Source organism: Salipiger aestuarii, from assembly GCF_003259905.1.
GTDB classification, from domain to species: Bacteria; Pseudomonadota; Alphaproteobacteria; order Rhodobacterales; family Rhodobacteraceae; genus Salipiger; species Salipiger aestuarii.
Genome location: NZ_QLMG01000007.1, coordinates 45150 through 64935, shown reverse-complemented (window position 1 = coordinate 64935; position 19786 = coordinate 45150). Strand labels below are relative to the sequence as shown.

Annotated in this window: 17 protein-coding genes; 6 read left to right on the top strand and 11 right to left on the bottom strand. The window is 64.4% G+C overall.

Annotation, left to right across the window (positions count from 1 at the left end; all coding sequences use genetic code 11):
- Nucleotides 1–297 precede the first annotated feature (297 nt).
- Nucleotides 298–564: a hypothetical protein gene (locus ATI53_RS22925; RefSeq protein ID WP_146609889.1), complete on the top strand. Its 267-nt coding sequence runs from the start codon at nucleotides 298–300 to the stop codon at nucleotides 562–564.
- Nucleotides 565–713: 149 nt separating this feature from the next.
- Here ATI53_RS22925 and ATI53_RS05775 read toward each other — a convergent pair whose 3' ends face one another.
- From ATI53_RS05775 to ATI53_RS05755, 5 genes are all read right to left on the bottom strand, one after another.
- Nucleotides 714–1775, bottom strand: coding sequence for a PRC-barrel domain-containing protein (locus ATI53_RS05775; protein WP_223865916.1), 1062 nt, complete (start codon nucleotides 1773–1775; stop codon nucleotides 714–716).
- A gap of 365 nt (nucleotides 1776–2140) precedes the next feature.
- Nucleotides 2141–3745 (bottom strand): phospholipase D-like domain-containing protein, encoded by a 1605-nt coding sequence (locus ATI53_RS05770; RefSeq protein WP_223870706.1) that lies wholly within the window; start codon nucleotides 3743–3745, stop codon nucleotides 2141–2143.
- A 27-nt stretch (nucleotides 3746–3772) separates the two neighbouring features.
- Nucleotides 3773–4300 (bottom strand): DUF421 domain-containing protein, encoded by a 528-nt coding sequence (locus ATI53_RS05765; protein WP_009504064.1) that lies wholly within the window; start codon nucleotides 4298–4300, stop codon nucleotides 3773–3775.
- 126 nt (nucleotides 4301–4426) lie between these two features.
- Nucleotides 4427–5545, bottom strand: coding sequence for an AI-2E family transporter (locus ATI53_RS05760; protein WP_276613119.1), 1119 nt, complete (start codon nucleotides 5543–5545; stop codon nucleotides 4427–4429).
- A 156-nt stretch (nucleotides 5546–5701) separates the two neighbouring features.
- A complete protein-coding gene (locus ATI53_RS05755) occupies nucleotides 5702–6343 on the bottom strand; it encodes a DUF998 domain-containing protein (protein WP_009504062.1) in 642 nt (213 codons plus the stop codon).
- Nucleotides 6344–7149: 806 nt separating this feature from the next.
- On the opposite strand from ATI53_RS05755, the gene ATI53_RS05750 reads away from it, so the two are divergent.
- The 4 genes from ATI53_RS05750 to ATI53_RS05730 all read left to right on the top strand — a co-directional run bounded on the left by ATI53_RS05750 (nucleotide 7150) and on the right by ATI53_RS05730 (nucleotide 10637).
- Entirely contained in the window at nucleotides 7150–7629 is a 480-nt protein-coding gene (locus ATI53_RS05750) for an MgtC/SapB family protein (protein WP_009504061.1), read from the top strand.
- 497 nt (nucleotides 7630–8126) lie between these two features.
- On the top strand, nucleotides 8127–8543 hold the full coding sequence (locus ATI53_RS05745; protein WP_111549931.1) for a ribbon-helix-helix domain-containing protein: 417 nt from the start codon (nucleotides 8127–8129) through the stop codon (nucleotides 8541–8543).
- A gap of 28 nt (nucleotides 8544–8571) precedes the next feature.
- Complete coding sequence (locus ATI53_RS05740) at nucleotides 8572–9651, top strand: extracellular catalytic domain type 1 short-chain-length polyhydroxyalkanoate depolymerase (RefSeq protein WP_111549930.1); 1080 nt, start codon at nucleotides 8572–8574, stop codon at nucleotides 9649–9651.
- Nucleotides 9652–10025: 374 nt separating this feature from the next.
- On the top strand, nucleotides 10026–10637 hold the full coding sequence (locus tag ATI53_RS05730; protein ID WP_009504058.1) for a DUF1523 family protein: 612 nt from the start codon (nucleotides 10026–10028) through the stop codon (nucleotides 10635–10637).
- On the opposite strand, the gene ATI53_RS05725 is transcribed toward ATI53_RS05730, so the two are convergent.
- The 6 genes from ATI53_RS05725 to ATI53_RS05700 form a co-directional block, all read right to left on the bottom strand.
- Nucleotides 10634–11626 (bottom strand): nuclear transport factor 2 family protein, encoded by a 993-nt coding sequence (locus ATI53_RS05725; RefSeq protein WP_111549928.1) that lies wholly within the window; start codon nucleotides 11624–11626, stop codon nucleotides 10634–10636. The genes ATI53_RS05730 and ATI53_RS05725 overlap by 4 nt on opposite strands.
- Nucleotides 11627–12520, bottom strand: a complete 894-nt coding sequence (locus ATI53_RS05720) for a dimethyl sulfoxide reductase anchor subunit family protein (RefSeq protein ID WP_111549927.1) — start codon at nucleotides 12518–12520, stop codon at nucleotides 11627–11629. It abuts the gene before it with no gap.
- A 9-nt stretch (nucleotides 12521–12529) separates the two neighbouring features.
- Nucleotides 12530–13291 (bottom strand): 4Fe-4S dicluster domain-containing protein, encoded by a 762-nt coding sequence (locus ATI53_RS05715; RefSeq protein WP_009504055.1) that lies wholly within the window; start codon nucleotides 13289–13291, stop codon nucleotides 12530–12532.
- 19 nt (nucleotides 13292–13310) lie between these two features.
- A complete protein-coding gene (locus tag ATI53_RS05710) occupies nucleotides 13311–13907 on the bottom strand; it encodes a DUF6882 domain-containing protein (protein ID WP_111549926.1) in 597 nt (198 codons plus the stop codon).
- A gap of 108 nt (nucleotides 13908–14015) precedes the next feature.
- The gene (locus ATI53_RS05705) at nucleotides 14016–16829 is read right to left on the bottom strand and encodes a molybdopterin oxidoreductase family protein (protein ID WP_111549925.1); all 2814 of its coding nucleotides are present in this window, start codon (nucleotides 16827–16829) and stop codon (nucleotides 14016–14018) included.
- Between the two features lie 61 nt (nucleotides 16830–16890).
- Nucleotides 16891–18021 (bottom strand): glycosyltransferase family 4 protein, encoded by a 1131-nt coding sequence (locus tag ATI53_RS05700; RefSeq protein WP_240778599.1) that lies wholly within the window; start codon nucleotides 18019–18021, stop codon nucleotides 16891–16893.
- 342 nt (nucleotides 18022–18363) lie between these two features.
- Here ATI53_RS05700 and ATI53_RS05690 point away from each other — a divergent pair, with 342 nt between their 5' ends.
- Nucleotides 18364–19776, top strand: coding sequence for a hypothetical protein (locus ATI53_RS05690; RefSeq protein ID WP_111549923.1), 1413 nt, complete (start codon nucleotides 18364–18366; stop codon nucleotides 19774–19776).
- The last annotated feature ends 10 nt before the right edge of the window (nucleotides 19777–19786 follow it).

The window sequence follows — 19786 nt, the reverse complement described above, 5'->3', positions numbered from 1 at the left end:
ATATACGCAGGTCGCTATCTGGAAATGTCATGCCGGGCCGGGTTCGCGGGACATCTATCTCGATACGATGCTGTTCGGGCCGCGCCGACCGGCGAATTACCCAAGACCACGGCCGCATGACAATCCGCCCGCAGCAATCACATCATTCCGCGGGTGCGGGGCGACTCCTGCGCGCCGGGCTTGGTGCCGACGCGTCAATCAACGATCGGGGCGCGCCCGATCTGGCGTGACGGTTTTCCCTGTTATCGCCTGCCACCGCCGGATGATCCGCCGATCAATCGCGATTGCATCCGCCCCGTGGATCTGTCCGGGCAGCGCCCGATCGAATATGCGGACAGGTCGGTTTCGGCCCTGGTTCTGTTCGGGCTGGCGGTCGTCACGCCGCCGCCGGTGCAGCGTCTGCGCGTTCATCTCGGCAAAAGCTCCTGGTCGCCGGTCGAAATGGGCTGCGGCAATGCGGTGGTCGTTTCCTCTGCCGCCCATGTGCATCGCCCGTGCGGCCTGATCCAGGATTTCAGCGTCAGACGCCTGGGCAATTGCGCGTTACAACCCGAATTGAATTGACCCGCAAACAGCAGGTCAGCGACGCTCTGGCAGATAAATGGACGAATAAACCACGCTGCTCCCGGGTGAACGGCGGCAGCGTGGCTTTGTATTGCTTTGGAAAAGGAAGAATGGCCCTCCCTTTTCCGGTTTTTTGAACTGCTTGCTTGTCAGTCGAGGCCAAGCTCTTCGGCAAGACGAACGCCGGGTTCCAGAATGCGGACTTCGCTTTCATTGTATTCCGGCATATTTTCCAGTTGCGACTGCGTATACTCGGGCAGGATCAACTCGTCCCCGCGAAGGATCAGCTTTTCAACCGGCACGGCGACTTCGTTTTCCCCCATGCCGAGGAAACCGCCGACACCCACGATCGCGACGATTGTCTGACCGCGAACACCGATGAAATCGACCTCGCCGACATCTTCGCCGGACTCGGTTGCCACGCTGTGACCCATAAGGTCTTCGACATTGCGGTCAAAGATCGGAAGCGCCTTGACCGTGTCCTGGTAGCGGGCGCGGTCTTCGTCGGCCATGTTCCCCTGTTCATCGGCGTTGAAATCTTCCATGACAACGCGGGCCTGCATCTGTTCGATTTCGACGTCAGCTTCAGCCCCGTCTACGACATTGACCTCGGGCTCTTCACTCGAAACCGAAACGTTGGCGCCCTCGCCTTGCTCCACATTCACCTGAGCGTCTTTCTGAGTCACGTTGACATCCGCCTCTTGCGCTTCGGCAACGTCGACCTGAGCTTCGCCTTGCTCGAACTGGACGCGCGGCTGTGCTTCCTGAATCGTGATTTTCGGCTCGGGCCGGACAAAGCGCACGACGGGTTCGGGCTGATCGAGATCGATGATCGGTTCGCCGGTTTCAACGTCGACCTTCGGCTTCGGCACCATGACGGTCACGACAGGTTCGGGGATAACGACGGTGATCTGGGGCTGCGCTTGCTCGACGGTGATGATCGGGGCCTGCTGACGGACCTTTACCGTGGGCTCGGGCACGACAACGGTGATTTCCGGCTGCGGCTGCTCAACGGTGACGACGGGCTGGCCTTGCGTCACATCAATATCGGGGTCGGGAACGGACACGTTTACGGTTGCGTCTTCCTGTTCGACAACCACCTGGCCGCCCTGAATATCGGTTTCCGTGGTGGCCGTTTGAGCAAACGCGCCGGATGCAGCGAACGCGCTGATTGCTGCGGTGTTCAAAAGCGTTTTCATAGGTGTCGGCATGGTGGCTTCCCTTTGTTTTTGGCGAACCGAACACGCCCCGCGCCTTTGGAACAAGCGCAGGTCAGTGGTGTTCTTCCGTCTCGATTGTCAGTCCGACCGCCCTGTTCCATGCGTTGCAGGCGCAATTCAGGAAGCGTTGCCGGGTGCCCGGGTCGACAGGAACATCAACCCTTGAAGCAGTGCTGACCTAACCCGCCGAAGCCATTCACGTTCCGCCCGTTCTCCTAATTTATGACAGGTTTTGACGGGTCGGGCCGAGTATTGATCGGAGCGATATCCGGGGCGCTGTCGTCCCCGGCGGGCGGTCTGACGGTCGGGATCGGGATCGCGGCGGACTGTTCCTTCGGGTGGACAGACAAGCGCGTCTAGCGATGGTGCCTGCGCTTGCTCCATGCTTTCCAGCCGAGATACCCCACCAAGGCGACCCCGGCGAATATGGCCAGATGCCGCGGACGCAACCCCTCACCCGCCGAGGTCGTCTGCCCCGGCAGATAGCGCGGATCAAGCAGGCGGGAATCGGCAAGGAAATTGCCCAGCGAAGTCTCGTCATCGGGCACGATCCGGCGAAGGCCGCGCCCCTCTGCCGAATTCAGCCGCTCGATGGCGGCGATCAGCGTCCCCTGCTCTTGCAGCGTCTCGGCAAAAACATCGGGGGTGACATCCAGATGCTCGGACAGCAGACGCGTGCGAAATCCGGTGACCAGTTCCGCCGGTCCCTCAACCGCGACGTCGCATTCGGTGTCGAAACCCATGGAACGATCGTTGAGATTGCTGGACCCGAGCCGCAGGATACGGTCATCGACGATCATGATCTTCGCGTGAACATAGATCGCCTCGCCAGCGCTGTTGGCGGGATGGTAAATGCGGAAACGGCCCTGGTGCGCGTCGGCGGCCGTCAGCCGGTCGATCATCCGCCCGCGCAAAACGTGCATCGCCTCGTCCTCAAGCTGCGACTCGGCCTCAAGGGGGTTGATCACGACGATTTCGGGGCCGTCGGGTTCCCTCAGCCGCGTTTCCAGCGCCGCGCAGATTTTCTCGGCCGCGAAATACTGGGATTCGATGTAGATGCTTTTTGTCGCCGCCTCGATGCTGCGCAGATACAGTTTTTCGATCTCGTTTATCAGCGGCTCGCCGTCATAGGGCGGTTCCGTGCGCGCGATGGCGACGTCGACGTTCCTGGCGTTTGTATCAAGCGTTTCGGGCCATTGAAGCGCATCGCAGTCACGCGGCCGCTCCAACGTCTCTTCGGTGGCGCGATGCCAGCGTATGCGCGACAATTCGGCCAGCGCTTTGGCCGCCGGGCCGGTCATGGCCGAGGTCGCGTCGTGCCACGGGCCGGCCAGGGTTCCGTCCTTACGCTCACGGCGCGGATCGTCCGGCAGGTGGTCCGATGTGTCCCAGCGGTCCTCGGTCACGTCGATACCGCCGCAAAACGCGATGCTGTCATCGGCCACGACGATTTTCTGGTGGTGGCACGCGCCGAACGGATGGTGCCCGTCGAGTGCGAAATGAATGCGGTCGTTGCCGAACATATCCAGCGCAAGCGACGGCAGGATGCGCCCTGGCGCTGCCAGGACCGCGCCGTTCCATTTCAGCAGATAGGCGTGCAGATCGGGGGCGTTTTCCAGAACGGCTTCGATGAAGGCGCCCATCTTGTTGGGAAATCCATCCGGGGCGCGCCCGTCTTCGTCGCTTTCGCCGGGCAGCATCTCTAGCTCGAAATCGAAATCCCAGCCGATGAGCAGCAGTTCCTTCTGCGCGGCGATGAACACTTTGCGCAGGACGCGAAAGTAATCCGCGGCATCGACGATCAGCGATACCCTGTCGGCGCGCGCCACACGCCAGCAGGTGTCTTCGGGCTGAAACAGCGTGCCGCTGCTGTTTGACTTCGGGGTTTCTGCCGCCGATGACCCTGATCTGGTGTCGGTGCGATTTGATGTCACGTCATGCTCCGCAGGTGGTTTCGTCATGGTGCCGAACGCCGGTCCGCCGGCCATTCACGCGCTGTTGTCAACGCGGCGGACGCCCTCCAAAAGCCGATCCTGCACGCTGTCGCCGTGCAGAACCGAAATGTCGCCGGTGGTTTCCAGCACGACCGCACGGACCTTGGAAAAATCCAGCGCGTTGGCTTCGCGCAATTTTGCAATCAGATCGTCTTCGGCCACACGGGTCGCGTTCAGAGCTTCGGTAATGATGCGCCCGTCATGCATCAGCAGCACAGGGGAATTCTGAACCACCGCCTCGAACCGGTCGGATCCGTTGCGCAGACGCGCGATGGTGTATTGAACGCCCAGCAATGCCCCCATCGCGATGATCGTCTGAAAGAACGGGGGCCAGGCGTCGGCCTGGCTGGCGCCCGCCAACAGCGATCCTATCGCGAGCGTGACGACGAAATCGAATGCGGTCATTTTCGAAAACGCGCGCAGCCCCACCAGACGCACCATCAGGATGACCCAGCACAACGCAACCGACGACAGGAGCACGCCCCGCAGAACAACATCGACAGCTTCTTGTTCCAGAAACATCGTCTCTCCCAACCCCTCAAGTTTTGCAACGCCGATCAGGGCGAGCCTAATGGGTACCGATCTATCTTACGCTTCGAAAAACATGACCTATCCGACAGAGAACCGACGGCAGACCCGAAAGGTTCCTCAATCCTCGGCCCTGCTTTTACCAGTCTCCGCCTCCGCCTCGGATCCGCGTTCACCGAGGAAGTCGCCAAACCCGTCGAGTCCGTCGACATATTCGCAGATCGTGCGGATCGCCACGAGAAGGGGAACGGCGACGATCATACCCACGGCCGACCAGAGCCAGGCCCAGAACGACACGGCAAGGAACACCACCACGGTGTTGAGCCGCAGGCTGCGCCCGACGATGTGCGGCGTTACGAACTGCCCCTCCAGCGAGGTGCAGGCAAAATATGTGAGCCCGACGATCGGCGCCCACCAGAGCCAGTCAAACGTCACCAGCGCCACGGCGGCGGCGATGACCACGCCGACGATCGCACCCAGAAACGGGACGAAATTGAAGATGAAGGCGATGAGCCCGAAAATTGCCGGGCTTGGCATGCCAAAGGCCCACATGGCCGCGCCCACGATCACGCCAAGGCCGGCGTTGATGACGCTGATGGTCAGCAGATAGCGCGACAGCCGCCGCTCGATGTCGTGGGCGGCCTGGATTGCGCGCCGCTTGTCTTTGAACGTCGGCATGACATGGACGATTTTTTCATAGAACATGTCGCCCGAGGCGAGCAGAAAGAACAGCAGCACCAATGTGAAAACAAGCTGCGTGACGATGCCGGGCGCAGCTGCCGCGATACTGGCGGCGTAGCTTGATCCCTGAAGCTCGACCTTTTGAACGCCCGGCGCGTCGGAGCCGGTCAACTCGTTCAGACGGGCCTCCGCCTCGAAGATGCCGCTCAGCGGCGCCGAAAGCTCACTCAGTTGCGTACGCACGTCGGCGGTGATCTGCGGTGCGCGCTCGATCCAACCGGCGACAGGCATCGCCAGCGCGCCGGTAAGCGCGATGAGGCCGAACAGCAGCGACAGGACAATCGCCAGCGCGGTCAGCCCCTCCGGTACGCCACGCCGGTCGAAGAAACGCCGGATCGGACCGAAAACCAGCGCCAGCAGCAGGCCCAGCACGACGGGAACCAGGAAGGTGCGCGCATAGCTCAGCGTGAAAATGAAAGCCAGGATGAACAACCCGTTCACCGCCCAGCGGGGCGCTGATTTGCGCAACTGATCCTGAATGCCGTCAAGCCGTGACATCGCCTCGGGGGGCGGGTCAGTCTCGGTCGCGGGGGTCATGACTTACCTTGCGCGGGCAGTGTGTGTGAATGCTGCCGGTCCGTCGGTCGTTGCGGCGGCATGCGCCGCGGCCGCGGGGGGAAAGTTTCCCGACGGACCCGCCCAACCGGGCCGACCCTAACGACCGTCAAGCGCTTGCCCCCGCTTGATGAACAACCGGGCGAGCGTGAGGATCATGGCAAAGGTAATGAGCGCGAGATAGCGCTCATAGATGCCGTCAAAGCCCGTTGGCAGAAAAAAGAAAACCGGCGCGGAAAATACCCATACGACAGCTATCGCGATGAGCATGCGTTGATACCCGCGCCCGGCACGGCCCGCGCCCTGGGCCATCAGGGCCGGAACGGCCGCCATGAGGAAACCGAGCACATAGACAAGATAGACATGGATCACGACACCCTCGCTGTCGTTGTCGCCATATTCATTGCGCGCGCCGATAAGGAAGACAATAAGGCCAAGTATCGCCAGCCCGACGATAGCGATGCTCCAGCGCCAGCCATCCATGTGAACATGCGCGGCCAGCAGAGCAGTCGCAATGAGCGCCGATGAAAGCGCGTAAATCCCTATATCCACGATGAATTCGTAGTCGCCTGCCGCAAGATCGCTGATCGTGTCGGCGATCCAGTCGTGGTCGGGCACGACAAAATCGGCAATCAGGACCGTCACTGCGGAAACCACGCAGGCGATGATGGAATACCACCCCAGACCTATCATGAGCTTTGGCTGGCTTTGCAGCTTTGCGGGGGTGGTTTCCTGGTTCATGTCGGATTGCTACCTGTTTTCTCGCCACTGATGACTGCAAACGCGTGCGGCCTGCGCGGAACTGTCAGAAGGGCTCGCGCAGGTCCCTCCGCCGAATATGTCACGATGCGAGCCTATCAGTTTCACCAATCCTCAGCGGCCGATTTCCATTTCTTCGAATTGCTCTTCGGTCTTGCGGGTTACGGTCACATAGGTCTTGTCACGTCCTCGTCGAGTTCACGGACGATATCTTCGACATCGCCCACTGTCGTTTGGGTCGCCGGCGACCCCGGCTTCCCCGGCAGTCGTCGCCCATCGGGCCATGCAGCGCATAAACATCGCTGTCGGCAATGTCGCGCCTCCGGATCGGGACCGGGTCGCAATGCGGGTTTCTGGCGCCACCGGCGCGGCAAAGAGACCGTCAACACTCAAGAACGACCCAGAACGGGTCTTTGGTATTTTCCGTTTTCCGCGCATCTCGCATCCGTCAGACAGGTAGGCACGTTGATCGGGCCAGGGTTTCTTTCCTGTGCCCAACCTGTCCGACATCGCACCTCAGGTGTCAGTCGCGGGGTCCGGCAGGGATGTCAAACGCAAGGCGGAAACAGGGTTTCAGGCGAACCGATCGCCCGGTTCGGGCAGATCGCATCGGTGCGCGGGCCCGATTGTCGTGGCAATCGTGAAACGAATGTGGAAAAATTCCAAGTGGGGCGCGGGATTGCGGCGTCGTGATTTCCGGCGCGCCGAGACGGTGAATGACAAGCCGCATTCACCAACGAGTCTGGTCCGGCTGGGCCATACCCGACCCACGCAGGGACTGTAAATTCATGGCCGAGTGGTTTGACAATTTCAATTTTGGTATCACGCAAACAGATTGGTTTCTGCGATTGGCGTTCGCGTTGATCGCGGGCGCCGTCCTGGGATTCGACAGGGAACTGCGCAGGCGCCGGGTCGGTATTCGAACCTATATGATGGTCGCTTTCGGATCAGCGATCCTGACCGTCACCGCAGTCGAGATGTCGCGGAACATGGACGGTTTCGGCCTGTCCGCGGACCCCACTCGGGTCTTGCAGGGCGTCGTCGGTGGGTTGGGTTTTCTGGGCGCCGGGGCGATCATCCAGGGCGACGACAAGGTTGGCGGCATGGCAACCGCCGCGAGTCTTTGGGTGGCGGGCGCTCTTGGCCTTGCCGCCGGGGCGGGTTTCGGGCTGTTCGCTGTTCTCTGTGCGATCCTGGCGGCATTACTGCTCGCAGCCAGTCGATTTATGGAGCATCGCGGCGCTGATGACCGGCCGGATGCGGACTGACCAAGCCTGTGGTCGTGTCGGTCTGAACCGGCGGGATGTGTCGGTTCTCGTTCCGGATTCCGTCGGCGTCCCGCTTCGCCCTGTCTGGCGTTCACGTTGCGGCGCGTTTCGTCCCATTTACCTGCGACCTGCTCCCGGGTCACCGTGTTTCCTCTCAGCAATGAGTGTTCGAAAACGGTTCGGGCGTCAGTTGGTCGCGGCGCCGTCGGATCGTGCAGTCAGCCCGACTGAAACGCCCTCGCCACGCCCAGTATCAGGGGGCGCTGGCAGCGATCTTGCCGCTGCGAGATGGGGCGTCGATCCTGGCTGTAAGCCAGACATGGCGAACCAGAAGCTTACGCCCTCCGGCGTGAAGGTCTGAAAAATCAGAACACCAAACCGGAACAGAGTTTTTCCGGCCATACGGCGCTGCGCAGCGATTTTCGGCTTTTTTCCGGAATGAGGGTTGCACAGCGCCTGAAAAACTCCAAATACCATCCACACGGATGGAGAAAACAGTGGACAACGTCAAACAGCTGCGAGACAAGCAGCCCGAAAACGAAAAGATCACGATCAATCTTGGCTTTGTCGACCTCGGCCGCATCGACCTTCTGGTGCAGGAAGGGTTTTACTCGAATCGGAGCGATCTGATCCGCACCGCGATCCGCAACCAGTTGGAAAGCCATACGGGCGTTGTCAGTCAGTCGCTTGAGCGCCACACGATGGAGCTGGGTCTGCGCGACTATTCAGCGGCGGATCTGGAAGCCTTGCGCGATGCCGGCGAGGTGCTGCACGTCAAGGTTGTCGGGCTTGCCCGGATCAACGCAGATGTCACCCCGGAACTGGCGCTTCAGACGATCGGATCCATCACCGTGCTGGGTGCCCTGCAGGCCAGTACGGAAATCAAGCAGGCACTTGCCGACCGCATCAAATAGCATGCGCATCCCAGAATAGGAAAACCAAATGAAACTCTTTGACGCGGGCGCGCTGCGCGCTGCGGCGGATGACGCACGCCTGTCAGCCGCCAACGACCTGGTGCAACGCACGCTTGCCCGGCATGGGCTTTTGTCGGGAACCGACGCATCCCGATCGGGGGGCCGCCATACCGGCGGGCTGGCCGGGCTGATGGCTCGGATGCCGAACGCCGGCGCGGGGGCCGCCCCCGCCCATACAGCGGTTCCCCAAGGTGCGCCGTTCTTGCAAGACACCTATACCGGCCCGGCAGGAAGCCGGATGTATCGAACCTATGTTCCGGCGTCGGCGAAAGCAGGGGCGGGCGGTGTCATCATGATGCTGCACGGTTGCACACAATCCCCGGAGGATTTCGCGGCTGGCACCGGGATGAACGAACTGGCGGAAAAGCACGGTTTCGTCGTGATTTATCCTGCGCAGTCCCGCGGAGACAACGCGCAGTCCTGCTGGAACTGGTTCAGCCGCGGCGACCAACGGCGCGATCGGGGAGAACCCGCCATTCTGGCCGGAATGGCGTCACGGGTCTGCGCCGCGCATGATATTGTCAGAGACCATACCTTTGTCGCCGGATTGTCGGCAGGCGGGGCAATGGCTGCAATTCTGGGTGAAACCTATCCGGACGTGTTCGCGGCCGTCGGCGTGCACTCGGGCTTGCCCGTGGGCGCGGCCAAGGATGTGCCATCGGCTTTTGCGGCGATGGGCGGCAATATTCTTGATGCACCGATCCGGCCTCGGTCGGGGTCGACTGTCCGGACAATCGTCTTCCACGGCACTGCCGATGCAACGGTCAGCCCGAAGAACGGCGAAAGTGTCGCGCGTCGGGCGTTGGACAGCAACACGCGCCAGAGCCTCGAAACGCACGAACGGGGGCACGCCAACGGCCGCAACTTTTCGCGGGTGATTTCCAGCGATGCAAACGGCGCTGCCGTGGTGGAACACTGGCGCATCGACGGGCAGGGCCACGCGTGGTCGGGCGGATCGACCGGCGGGTCCTATACCGACCCCAAGGGTCCAGACGCCAGCGCCGAAATGGTGCGGTTTTTCTTCGACAACCCGGATCGGGTAAAGTGAGGTGAGGCAAATGACTTTGACATTCGACAGGCGTTGTTGCGGGCCCTCAACCCCGACGGAGTCCCATGGGAATCCATCTGGTTAGCCGGTGCGTATGGGCGTGGCATCGCCTGCCCGTCATCGCGCCGCGAACTGGTACGACTATCACCGTGGGCTCGGGATGCGCGTGCCGCCATCGGCCTGCCCCGCTAAACGCTGTCGCCATACCCGGACTGTTCGAGGCCTGGTACCTTGCCGGGGCCCGGCTATCACATCGGACCCGCCCGAATATGACCGTCCCTGGCGGCGAAAGGCGATCCTTGGCGTGTACATCCTGCCGCTATGCCTTATAGCCGTCGTGATCTATCTGACCAATTTCCAATAGGAGATCCGTCGTGGCCTACATAAAGTGGTTTTTCATCGCCGCCTTCTGGGTGCTGGTCCTTGCGTTCCTGCATTACACCTTGCCCCAGCACGACATCGCGCGGATCACCGACACCTATGAACGTCGCGTCGACCCCGGTGAAAACCGCTGGTTCTGGAGCAATGCCGCGACCGGCGACAGCACCACGGCGCAGGGGCGTGACGTGTTCTTCATCCAGACGCGGCTGGCCAGCGACGACGTGATGGTCTATCGCAACGAAGACACCGGCTGGGGCTGGCCGCCGTATTTCAAGTTCGACACCTCGAACCTGCAGGCCGAGGCCGCCGATGTCCGATCGACCGCGGCCGCGCCGCAATGGGTGGCGATCAAGCATTACGGCTGGCGCAACGAATTCCTGTCGATCTTTCCCAATGCGATCAGCGTCAAGACGGTGACGGGGCCGGACGTGCGCATCATTCCCTGGACCAACATCATCATCCTTACGCTGCTGGTGGCGTTTTCCTGGGCGGTCTATGTACGCTGGCGCCGGTTTCGTGCGTCCCGCATCGACCCGGCGCTGGACGAGATGGGCGACAACATCAGCGACGCGGGTGGCTGGCTGAAAGGTCTGTTCCGGCGCTAACCGACCGCGCGCAGGATCTGCGCCAGCACGCCCGGCGCATCGTATAGCGTCCATTCACGCCGCAGCCCGTCGGGGCCGAATTCGGCCTGCGTCAACCCCAGGATGCTGACCCGTGCGCCCGTGGGCGTGCCGAATGCGCCATGTCCGTCGTGCTTGCCGGTCAGCGTCCAGCGAATGGCGGCGCGGGGCGGCGACAGGTGTTCTTCGGCGCCAAGCAAGTGATGCACGCGGAACTCGGCCGACGGAAAGGCGGCGCGCAGGCCCAGCCAGAATGCCTCGGCCTCACGCGGGCCGGACCCGATGATGGCACCGGGATAGAACAGCTCGGCGGCGGGGTCGAAATGGCGCGCGATTACCGACAGCTCTCCGCCCATGATCCGGTGCACCAGATCGCCCAGCGTATGCCCCCAGGCGTCATCGTTGCCGGCGCCGGGGCTGGGCATCGCGGGGGGGGCTGTCGCGGCTGCGCCGCCGGCGGCGGATACGAAGGCAGGCGGCGGGGCGGGCGGCATCTGCGACAGGCGCCAACGCGCGCCGTCTTCGAGGGTGACGCCGATCTGGTCGAGGATCGCGGTTTCGTCGCGCAGCACCCATTCGGCGCGCAGCGCCCCGGTGTTGCACCAGGTCTCCGACATGGCCATGTAGCGCACCAGCTTGCCGGTGGGCGGCCCGTACAGGCCCGGCCCGTCATGCCGCCCCGCCGCCTGAAACCGCTGTGCCGCGACAAACGCATCGTGGGCCGATGGCGCCCACAGCATTTCTTCGCGCGACAGGCTCAGGCCGGGCAGCGCCGCCAGCCGGGCGGCCAGCGCCTTGCCCATGGCTTCGGGTCCGGGCAGCAGCCCCGCACCTTCGTCCAGCACCACGTTATCCGCAAGATAGTCGGGCACAAGATCAAGCCGCCGCCCTTCGCCAAGGTCCCGGCGCAGCGCGTCGAGATACTCCGCGGCATCCTGCCAGCGAGCATCGAACCCGGCCAGAAAGGGCAATCAGCGTCTCCCGTAGTAGAGGCCCGAGACATGTTCGGCCTCGGCAAAGAACAACCAGCGCGACACAAACACCCCAATCACATGAGAAACAAGGGCCAGAAAACCGAAAAGATGCGGCATGGGGAGTTGCAGCAGCACCACCGGCAGCACCGTCATCAGCGCCAGCGACAGCGCCCGCAGCTTTCGCGCATGGCGGCGCCCTACGGTGCAGACCATTTCATCCATCACATAGCTGCGGGCAGTATGCGCCGGAAACAGCGGGCGCGGAGTACCGATGCCACCCAGTCCGGTCGCCGTGGCAAGGCTATGCCCGGCGCGCGCAAAGCGTTTGTCGCCGTCCCACCAGCACCACAGTTGCAGCGCGCCGGTCAGCGCAAGCGCGACGCTTGCCACGGCGATACGTCCCGACAACAGCGCGCCCCCCGTGATCGCCAGCGCCAGAAACAGCGCCGGGGTCGACCAGTGGTGCCAGCGCGGCACCGTCGCTAGCTGCGCATAGATCATCGCCGTGCACAGCACCGTGCCCAGCGCCGCCGCCGCCGCCAGCCAGCCCAGCGGCGCCAGCCCCATGCCCAAGGCCGGCAACAACCCTGTGCCAAAGGTCAGCAACAGCCCCTGCGCGCCGGACAGGGCCAGCGCCAGCGCCGCCGTCCAGGCTTCACGCGACAGCCAGCTGGTGCGCCATTCGCGAAACGCCCGCCATGCGCGTTCCGGGCGGCGCAGGTGCAACGCCGAGACGCCCAGCCCCGCCAGCGCCAGTGCCGCCGCGACAAGATAAAACGCCGCCGCCACCGCCCCGGTGGGCGGCGTCGGATCGATGCCCAGCCAGGCCAGCAGGCCAAAGCCAAGCCCCGAAAGCGTGGTAAAGGCGATGAGGGACCGTGCGGGATGCATGCCGCCCCCTTATACCTTGCCCAGCGTCCGGTCGAGCCAGCCCAGAAAGCCCTGCGGTTCTTCGGCCACCGGGGCCAGCCAGGGGGCCAGCACGTCGGTTTCATCACCCCACCCCGTTTCATCCCAGTCCTTTTCGCGGGGCGGCAGGTAGCGGTTGACCGGCGCCGCGCCCGTTTCGGGCATCAGCGCGAAACCGCCACGCGCCTCGACCAGCTGCGACGCCGCGCTTTCGGGGTCGGCGAGGTCTCCGAAATGGCGGGCATTGCTGGGGCAGGTGCGCACGCAGGCCGGTTCGCGGTCCTGTTCGGGAAGCGCGTCGTTGTAAATGCGATCCACGCACAGCGTGCATTTCTTCATCACCCCCGCCGACGGGTCCATTTCGCGCGCGCCATAAGGGCAGGCCCAGGCGCACAGCCCGCAGCCGATGCACGCGTCTTCGTTGACCAGCACGATGCCGTCCTCGGCGCGCTTGTAGCTGGCCCCGGTCGGGCACACCGGCACGCAAGGCGCCGAGTCGCAATGCAGGCAGGAACGCGGGAAATGCACATGCTGGGCGGGGCCATCGGGGGGCTGCACCTCATAGCTGTGGACCCGGTTCAGAAAGGCGCCCGAAGGATCTGCGCCATACGCGTCCGCATCGCCGAGCGGCGCGCCGTAGGCGACGTCGTTCCACCCTTTGCAGGCGATGACGCAGGCATGACATCCGACGCAGGTGTCAAGGTCGATCACCAGCCCCAGCTTGCGGACAGGTTCCGGCGGCAGCGCGGTCATCGCGCCGCCCCCCGCGCGATCAACTGGCCCAGACCGGCTGTTCCAGCACAAAGAACTGCGTGTTCACCGCATTCACCCTGGCCCGGTAGATCAGCGGCAGCCCGGAGACATGCGCCGCAAGGCAGGCCAGCCGCATCGCCTCGCCCTCGTTGACCAGCAAGGACGGTTCCAGCCCGGCGGCCCAGCCCTTGCGTGCCGCTTCGCGGTGCAGCGCCCAGGCCGGCGCGACGACGCCCGCCGGCATCTTCCAGTCTTTGGGAAACGCCCAGGCCCACAGCCAGCTGTGGGTTTCGTGGTTCCACGATGACAGCAGCCCGTAGCGCGCGTACCAGACCCGCCTTTTTACCGTGGTGACCCTGAACACCTGTTGTTCGGGAAAGGCCTCCCACTGGCCGCGCGGGTCGTCCAGCGACCAGTCGGTGTAAAGCGCGGGCAGCCTTTCGACGTAGCCTTCGGCCACGCGGGTCATCAGGTCGCGCACCCGCGCGGGCATGGCCAGCTCGCGGATTTCGCGGTTCGTCGCATGGTAGGACCAGATGCCCTCGCCCGCGTAATCCCCCCAGGAGGGTTGCGACGGGCGCGCAGGCTCCAGCCCCGTTTTGTCCGGTCTTGTCATGCGCCGTCTCCTGTACCGTTCGCAAAACGACGCTGCGCCCGTATTCCGGCAAGAATTGGGCACCAAACCGGAAACAATGGCGTGATTGCCCCGATGGTAAACAGTGTTTCAACACGCATCCTCCGTCGCCGACGGCCCTGTGCCGGGGGGCGGCGAGACGGGCGCGAAGGCGGGTTGGGATTCAGTCGGGGCGGCAGATTTCTCAAGCCGCACCCGCAGGTCGAACCAGGCCGCCTGCCCCGTCACCGGATCGCTGTTCGCCCAGCGCCGCCCATCCCCGCGATCGGGCAACAACTCTGAAATGATATGGTTCAGCAGGAAGCCCCGCGTCGCCTCGGGCGCGGCGGGGTCAAGGCCCCAGGCCCCCTTGCGCTTGCCGATGGCGTTCCAGGTCCAGACCGTGTGGGGGTTCAGCGCGGCCATATGCGCGGCGGGCACCGTCAGCGTGCCACGGGACGAGATCACCCGCACCCAGTCGCCTTCCTTCAGGGTCAGCCGGTCCCACCAGAGCGTGGGCAGGTACAGCGGATTGTGGCCGTGGATCTGGCGCAGCCAGGCGTTCTGGCTGCCCCAGCTGTGATACATCGCCATGGGCCGCTGGGACAGTGCATGAATGGGGTATTCGACCGGGTCCTCGAACCCGTCCGACATCGGGGCGTGCCAGCCGGGCAGCGGGTCATGCGTGGCGATGATGCGCCCGCGCAGGTGGTCGGGCGGCTGGATGACCCCGTGGCCTTCGGCGGCAAGCTGAAAGCGGCGCAGCGGCTCGCACCACAGCTGGATCAGGTAGGGTTGCGGCGCGTCGGCCAGGCCGAATGTCACGGCCCAGTCCTGATAGGCGGCGTTCCAGGGTTTGAAATATTGCGCCTCGGCAGGGATTTCCGCCTGAAAAACGCCGCCATTGGCGATGTAGCTTTGCAACTGCGCTTCGTTCGGGTCGCCCCGCCCATGGGCAATGCCGGCCGGGCCGGAACGCCATCCCGCAAGCGGTCCGATGCCGGGGCGGCGTTCGTGGGTGGTGATGTAATCGGCGTAATCGCGGTAGCGCGGCGCACCGTTCCGGGTCATCCCCGGCAGGCCCAGCCGCGCGCCGAGATCCAGCAGCACCGACTGGAACGGCCGCACATCGCGGTCGGGCGTCACGACCGGCCAGCGGATCGCATCGGCGGCCCTGTCAGGTTCGGAAATCGGCCGGTCCAGAAGCGAGATGCAATCGTGCCGTTCCAGATAGGTCGTGTCGGGCAGCACAAGATCCGCATAGGCTACGGTTTCCGAACTGTAGGCATCACTGACGATGATATGCGGAATGACGTAGCCGTCGCCGTCCTGCGCGGTCAGCATGTCGATGGTGCCGCGGGTGTTCATCGACGAATTCCATGCCATGTTCGCCATATACAGAAACAGCGTGTCGATGCGGTATGGATCGCCCGCCGCCGCGTTCGGGATCACCATGTGCAACAGCCCGTGCACCGACAGCGGGTTTTCCCAGCTGAACGCCTTGTCGATGCGCGCGGGCGTGCCATCGGGGCGCAGGGCCAGATCCTCGGGGCCCTGGGGATAGCCCAGCGCGGGGCCGGGCAGCGGCTGGCCCGGCGTGGTGCGGGAATGCGGTCTGGGGTGCGCGTCGGCGGGTTTGGGGTAGGGTGGCTTGAAGCGAAAGCTGCCGGGCGTTTCGACGGCGCCCAGCAGGGTCTGCAACAGGTGCAGCGCACGCGCCGTCTGGAACCCGTTGGAATGGGCCGAAATCCCGCGCATGGCGTGCACCGCCACGGCGCGCCCGACCATGCTGTCGTGGCGGTGACCGCGAAAATCGGTCCAGGGGCGGTGCAGGATCACCGGGTCGTCAAACGCGGCGCGCGCCAGTTCGGCGGCAATGCGCCGGATCTGTGCCGGGGTCACGCCGCAGCGCCCCGCGACCGCTTCGGGGGCCCAGTGCGGCGCAAGGTAGCGGTCGGCCATCTCGTGCATCACCGACACATGCGTGACCCCGGCGCGGCGCAGGCGTCCGCGCAGGTCGGGCTGCACGCCCTGCCCGTCCCAGGGCGCAAGCTTGCCGGTGCGCCGGTCGATGACCTGCGGGCGGCCCGCGTCGTCGCGCAGGAACAGCCCCCGGGTCGGCGAGGCGGGATCGCTGTCCAGCAGCACCGGCGCGTTGGAAAACCGCGCAAGGAAGTCCAGATCAATGCGCCCCGCCTTCAGCAGTTCATGCACCAGGGACAGAATGAACAGCCCGTCCGTGCCCGGCGTGATGGCCACCCATGCGTCGGCGATGGCGCTATAGCCCGACCGGATCGGATTCACTCCGACGATTCTGGCGCCGCGCGCCTTCAGACGGGCGAGTCCCATCTTGATCGGGTTGCTGTCGTGGTCCTCGGCCACGCCGAACAACAGCAACAGCTTGGCGTGGTCCCAGTCGGGCGCGCCGAATTCCCAGAACGATCCGCCCAGCGTATAGATCCCCGCCGCCGCCATGTTCACCGAACACAGCCCGCCATGTGCGGCATGATTGGGGGTGCCGAACTGTTCCGCCCACCAGCCCGTCAGGCTTTGGGACTGGTCGCGCCCGGTAAAGAACGCCAGCTTTTCGGGGGCCGCATCGTGCAGCGGTTTCAGCCAGGACAGCGCCGTGTCCAGCGCCTCGTCCCAGGAGATTTCGCGAAACTGCCCCGACCCGCGCGGCCCGACCCGCCGCAACGGCGCGCGCAGCCGCGCGGGCGAGGTCACCTGTTTCAGCCCCGCCGCCCCCTTGGCGCACAGCACGCCGCGGTTTTTCGGGTGATCGCGGTTGCCTTCGATCAGAACGGGGCGCCCCTGCCGCAGGTGCACGTCGATGCCGCACCGGCAGGCGCACATGTAACAGGTGGTCTTGCGGATCGTGTCCGAGACGCGGGGGGCAAGGTCTGGCGTCGGCTGGTCGCTCATGCGGGTCCTCCGGTGACGAATCCTAGGGCACAGCCCGCCGCCTGACCAGAGCCGGGCGCGATCAGCCCCCCGACAAGCCCCCCGACGGGACAAACCCCGCCGCTTCGGGCGGCGCTTCGGGGGTTGCGCGCTGTGCCACCAGCGCATCGCGCAGATGCTGCCCGACGGTCTGCCCCCAGGCATCCCAGTTCAGCCGGGCCTCAAAGGTGTCGCGGGCGCTGCGCGACAGCTCCTCGTGGGCCTGCGGATCGCGCAGATAGCTTTCGATCACGTCGGCAAACTGGTCAGGGGTGCTTTCGCGCGGCAGGGCATGACCGTTTTCGCCGTCGAACACCGGCACGCCGCCGACATCAAGGCACAGCGCCGGCAACCCATAGGCCGATGCCTCGCAGAACGCGAACCCGTAGCTTTCAAACGACGGCTGCACCAGGAAATGCGCCTCGTCAAAGGCATCCTCAAAGATCCGCGCCTGTTCGGGGTCGGTCCTGTCCAGCGAGGGGTGGATGGTCATCCATTCGCTGCGATGGAACTCGGGCGGGATGCAGCCGATCACGGTCAGCCGCGCATCGACGCCCCGCGCGCGCAGCACCTTCATCGTGTCAAAGGCGATGGGGCCGCCCTTGCCGAACCAGTCGCGTCCGATCAGCAGCAGGCGCACCGGCGCGCCGGGGCACAGCGGCGTATAGGCGGCGCGCGGCACCCGGCCCAACCCCGCCCCCCAGGGCACCATCAACGATTGCTCGGGCGTCAGCCCATACAGCGCATCCGCTTCGGTCTTGAGCCAGCGCGACGGCCAGAACAGCAGATCCGCGCCACCGTAGACGCGCGCCTCGCAGCGTTCGACCCAGCCGTCAAACGCCCGCCCGCCGGGAAATTTCGACGAGTAGGCGGCACCGATTTCAGAATTTCGATAGACGGTGTGCGTCGCATCGGACGCAAACGCGGTGACGGTGCCCGGTGGCACGGTGACGCCCAGCAGCGAGTGAAACGAATAGGCGCAGAACAGCACATCGTAGCGCGCGCGCGCCAGCTCTGCCTCGACCCGGTGCGCGATGACGGACGACAGCGCCAGATGGGCACGCCATCGCAGCCGCCGCGCGGCACTGTCGGGCAGGCGCCGGATCGCCTGCCGGACCGGTTCGGCCAGCCCCCAGTCGCGGGGCAGGATCGTCACCTCGCCGACATGTTTCACCAACGCATCGTGTATGCGCCTGTTACCGCCCGAATACATGTATGGATCGAGCGGTGAAAAATCGCACAGATATGCGATGTTCAACCGCTGGTCTGACACACCCGATCACCCCGAATTTCAATTCCACGTCCCGCATGCCCTTAATGCAGCGATCCTTGGCGAAAAGATGGCCAGCGGCGGGCAATCGCGCGCCGCAAAGGCCGGATGTGCCATATTGGCCAAATCACAAGCTTTTTAAGCGCGTGGGGCGACAGCGGCGCGCCCGGCTGCTAGGCTGGGATCTGCGCGCCGGGACCAAAGGGGGGTCGGCGGGGCGCGTCATGCGAAAGAGCGACGTCCGGGATGCCGAACCCTCTTGCCTATCTGATGCTGGCCATCTGGCCGGTGGTGACCATTGCGCTGTTTCGCCGGCTCGCGGCGGACCGGGCGCTGATCCTGTCGCTGGTGGTGGGCTACCTGTTTCTGCCCGAACCGCCCGCCGCCTTTGACCTGCCGCTGATGCCGCCGCTGAACAAGCACAACATCCCGGCGCTGACCGCCTTTGCCTTTTGCCTGTGGAAATACGGCCCCCAGGGCCCCGAGGGCGCGACCCTGCTGCCGCGGTCACTGCTGGGCCGCGGGCTGCTGCTGGTGTTCGTGCTGTCACCGATCATGACGGCGCTGGGCAATACCGAGCCGGTGTTCTGGGGCCAGATCGGCCTGCCCGCGCTGGGCATCAAGGACGCGCTGGCGCTGATCGTGCAGCAATTCCTGCTGATCCTGCCGTTCCTGCTGGCACGGCAATACCTCATCAGCGGCGGAGCGCAGCGTTATTTCCTGCTGGCGCTGCTGGTCGGCGGGCTGGTCTACAGCCTGCTCATGCTGATCGAGATGCGCCTGTCGCCTCAGCTCAACAACTGGATCTACGGCTATTACCAGCACCTGTTCGGCCAGTCGATCCGGGCGGGGGGGTATCGTCCGGTGGTGTTCCTGTATCACGGGCTGTGGGTGGCGTTCTTTATCTTCACCTCGGCGGTGGCGGGGTTCGCGCTGTGGCGGCTGGACGCGCGGATGCACAACATCAAGATCCTTGCCGCCGCGCTGTACCTGACGGCAATTCTGGTGCTGGCGAAATCGCTGGGCGCGCTGATCTTTGCGGTGGCGCTGATTCCGATGGTGGTGTTCTTTACCCGGCTCATGCAGATCAGGGTGGCCATCCTGATCGGCTTGCTGGCGATCGGCTACCCGATTTTGAAAGGCGCCCATCTGGTCCCCGAGGACCGCATCCTGGCCGCCGCCGCCAACATCGACCCGGAACGCGCCCATTCTCTGGAATTCCGCTTCGACAACGAAAACACCCTGCTGGACCGAGCCTATGAAAAGCCGGTGTTCGGCTGGGGCAGCTGGGGGCGGAATCACATCCTTGACCCGGTGTCGGGCATCATCCTGTCGGTGACCGACGGGCGCTGGATCATCGTCATCGGGATTTATGGCTGGGTCGGTTTTCTGGCGGAATTCGGCCTGCTGGTGCTGCCACTCGTGTTACTCTGGCGCGAAGCGGTGGCAGCGAAGGAAGACCGGATCTCGCCCTTTGTTGCACCGTTGTCGCTGATGCTGGCGATCAACGTCTTCGACATGATCCCGAACGCGACGCTGACGCCGCTGACCTGGATGGTCGCCGGGGCGCTGACGGGCTACGCCGAGTCGTTGAAAGCCGCGCGGATCAAGCGCGGGCTGGCCGGGGACAAGGCGCTCAAGTGGCAATCCATCATGTGAGTGGCCTGTG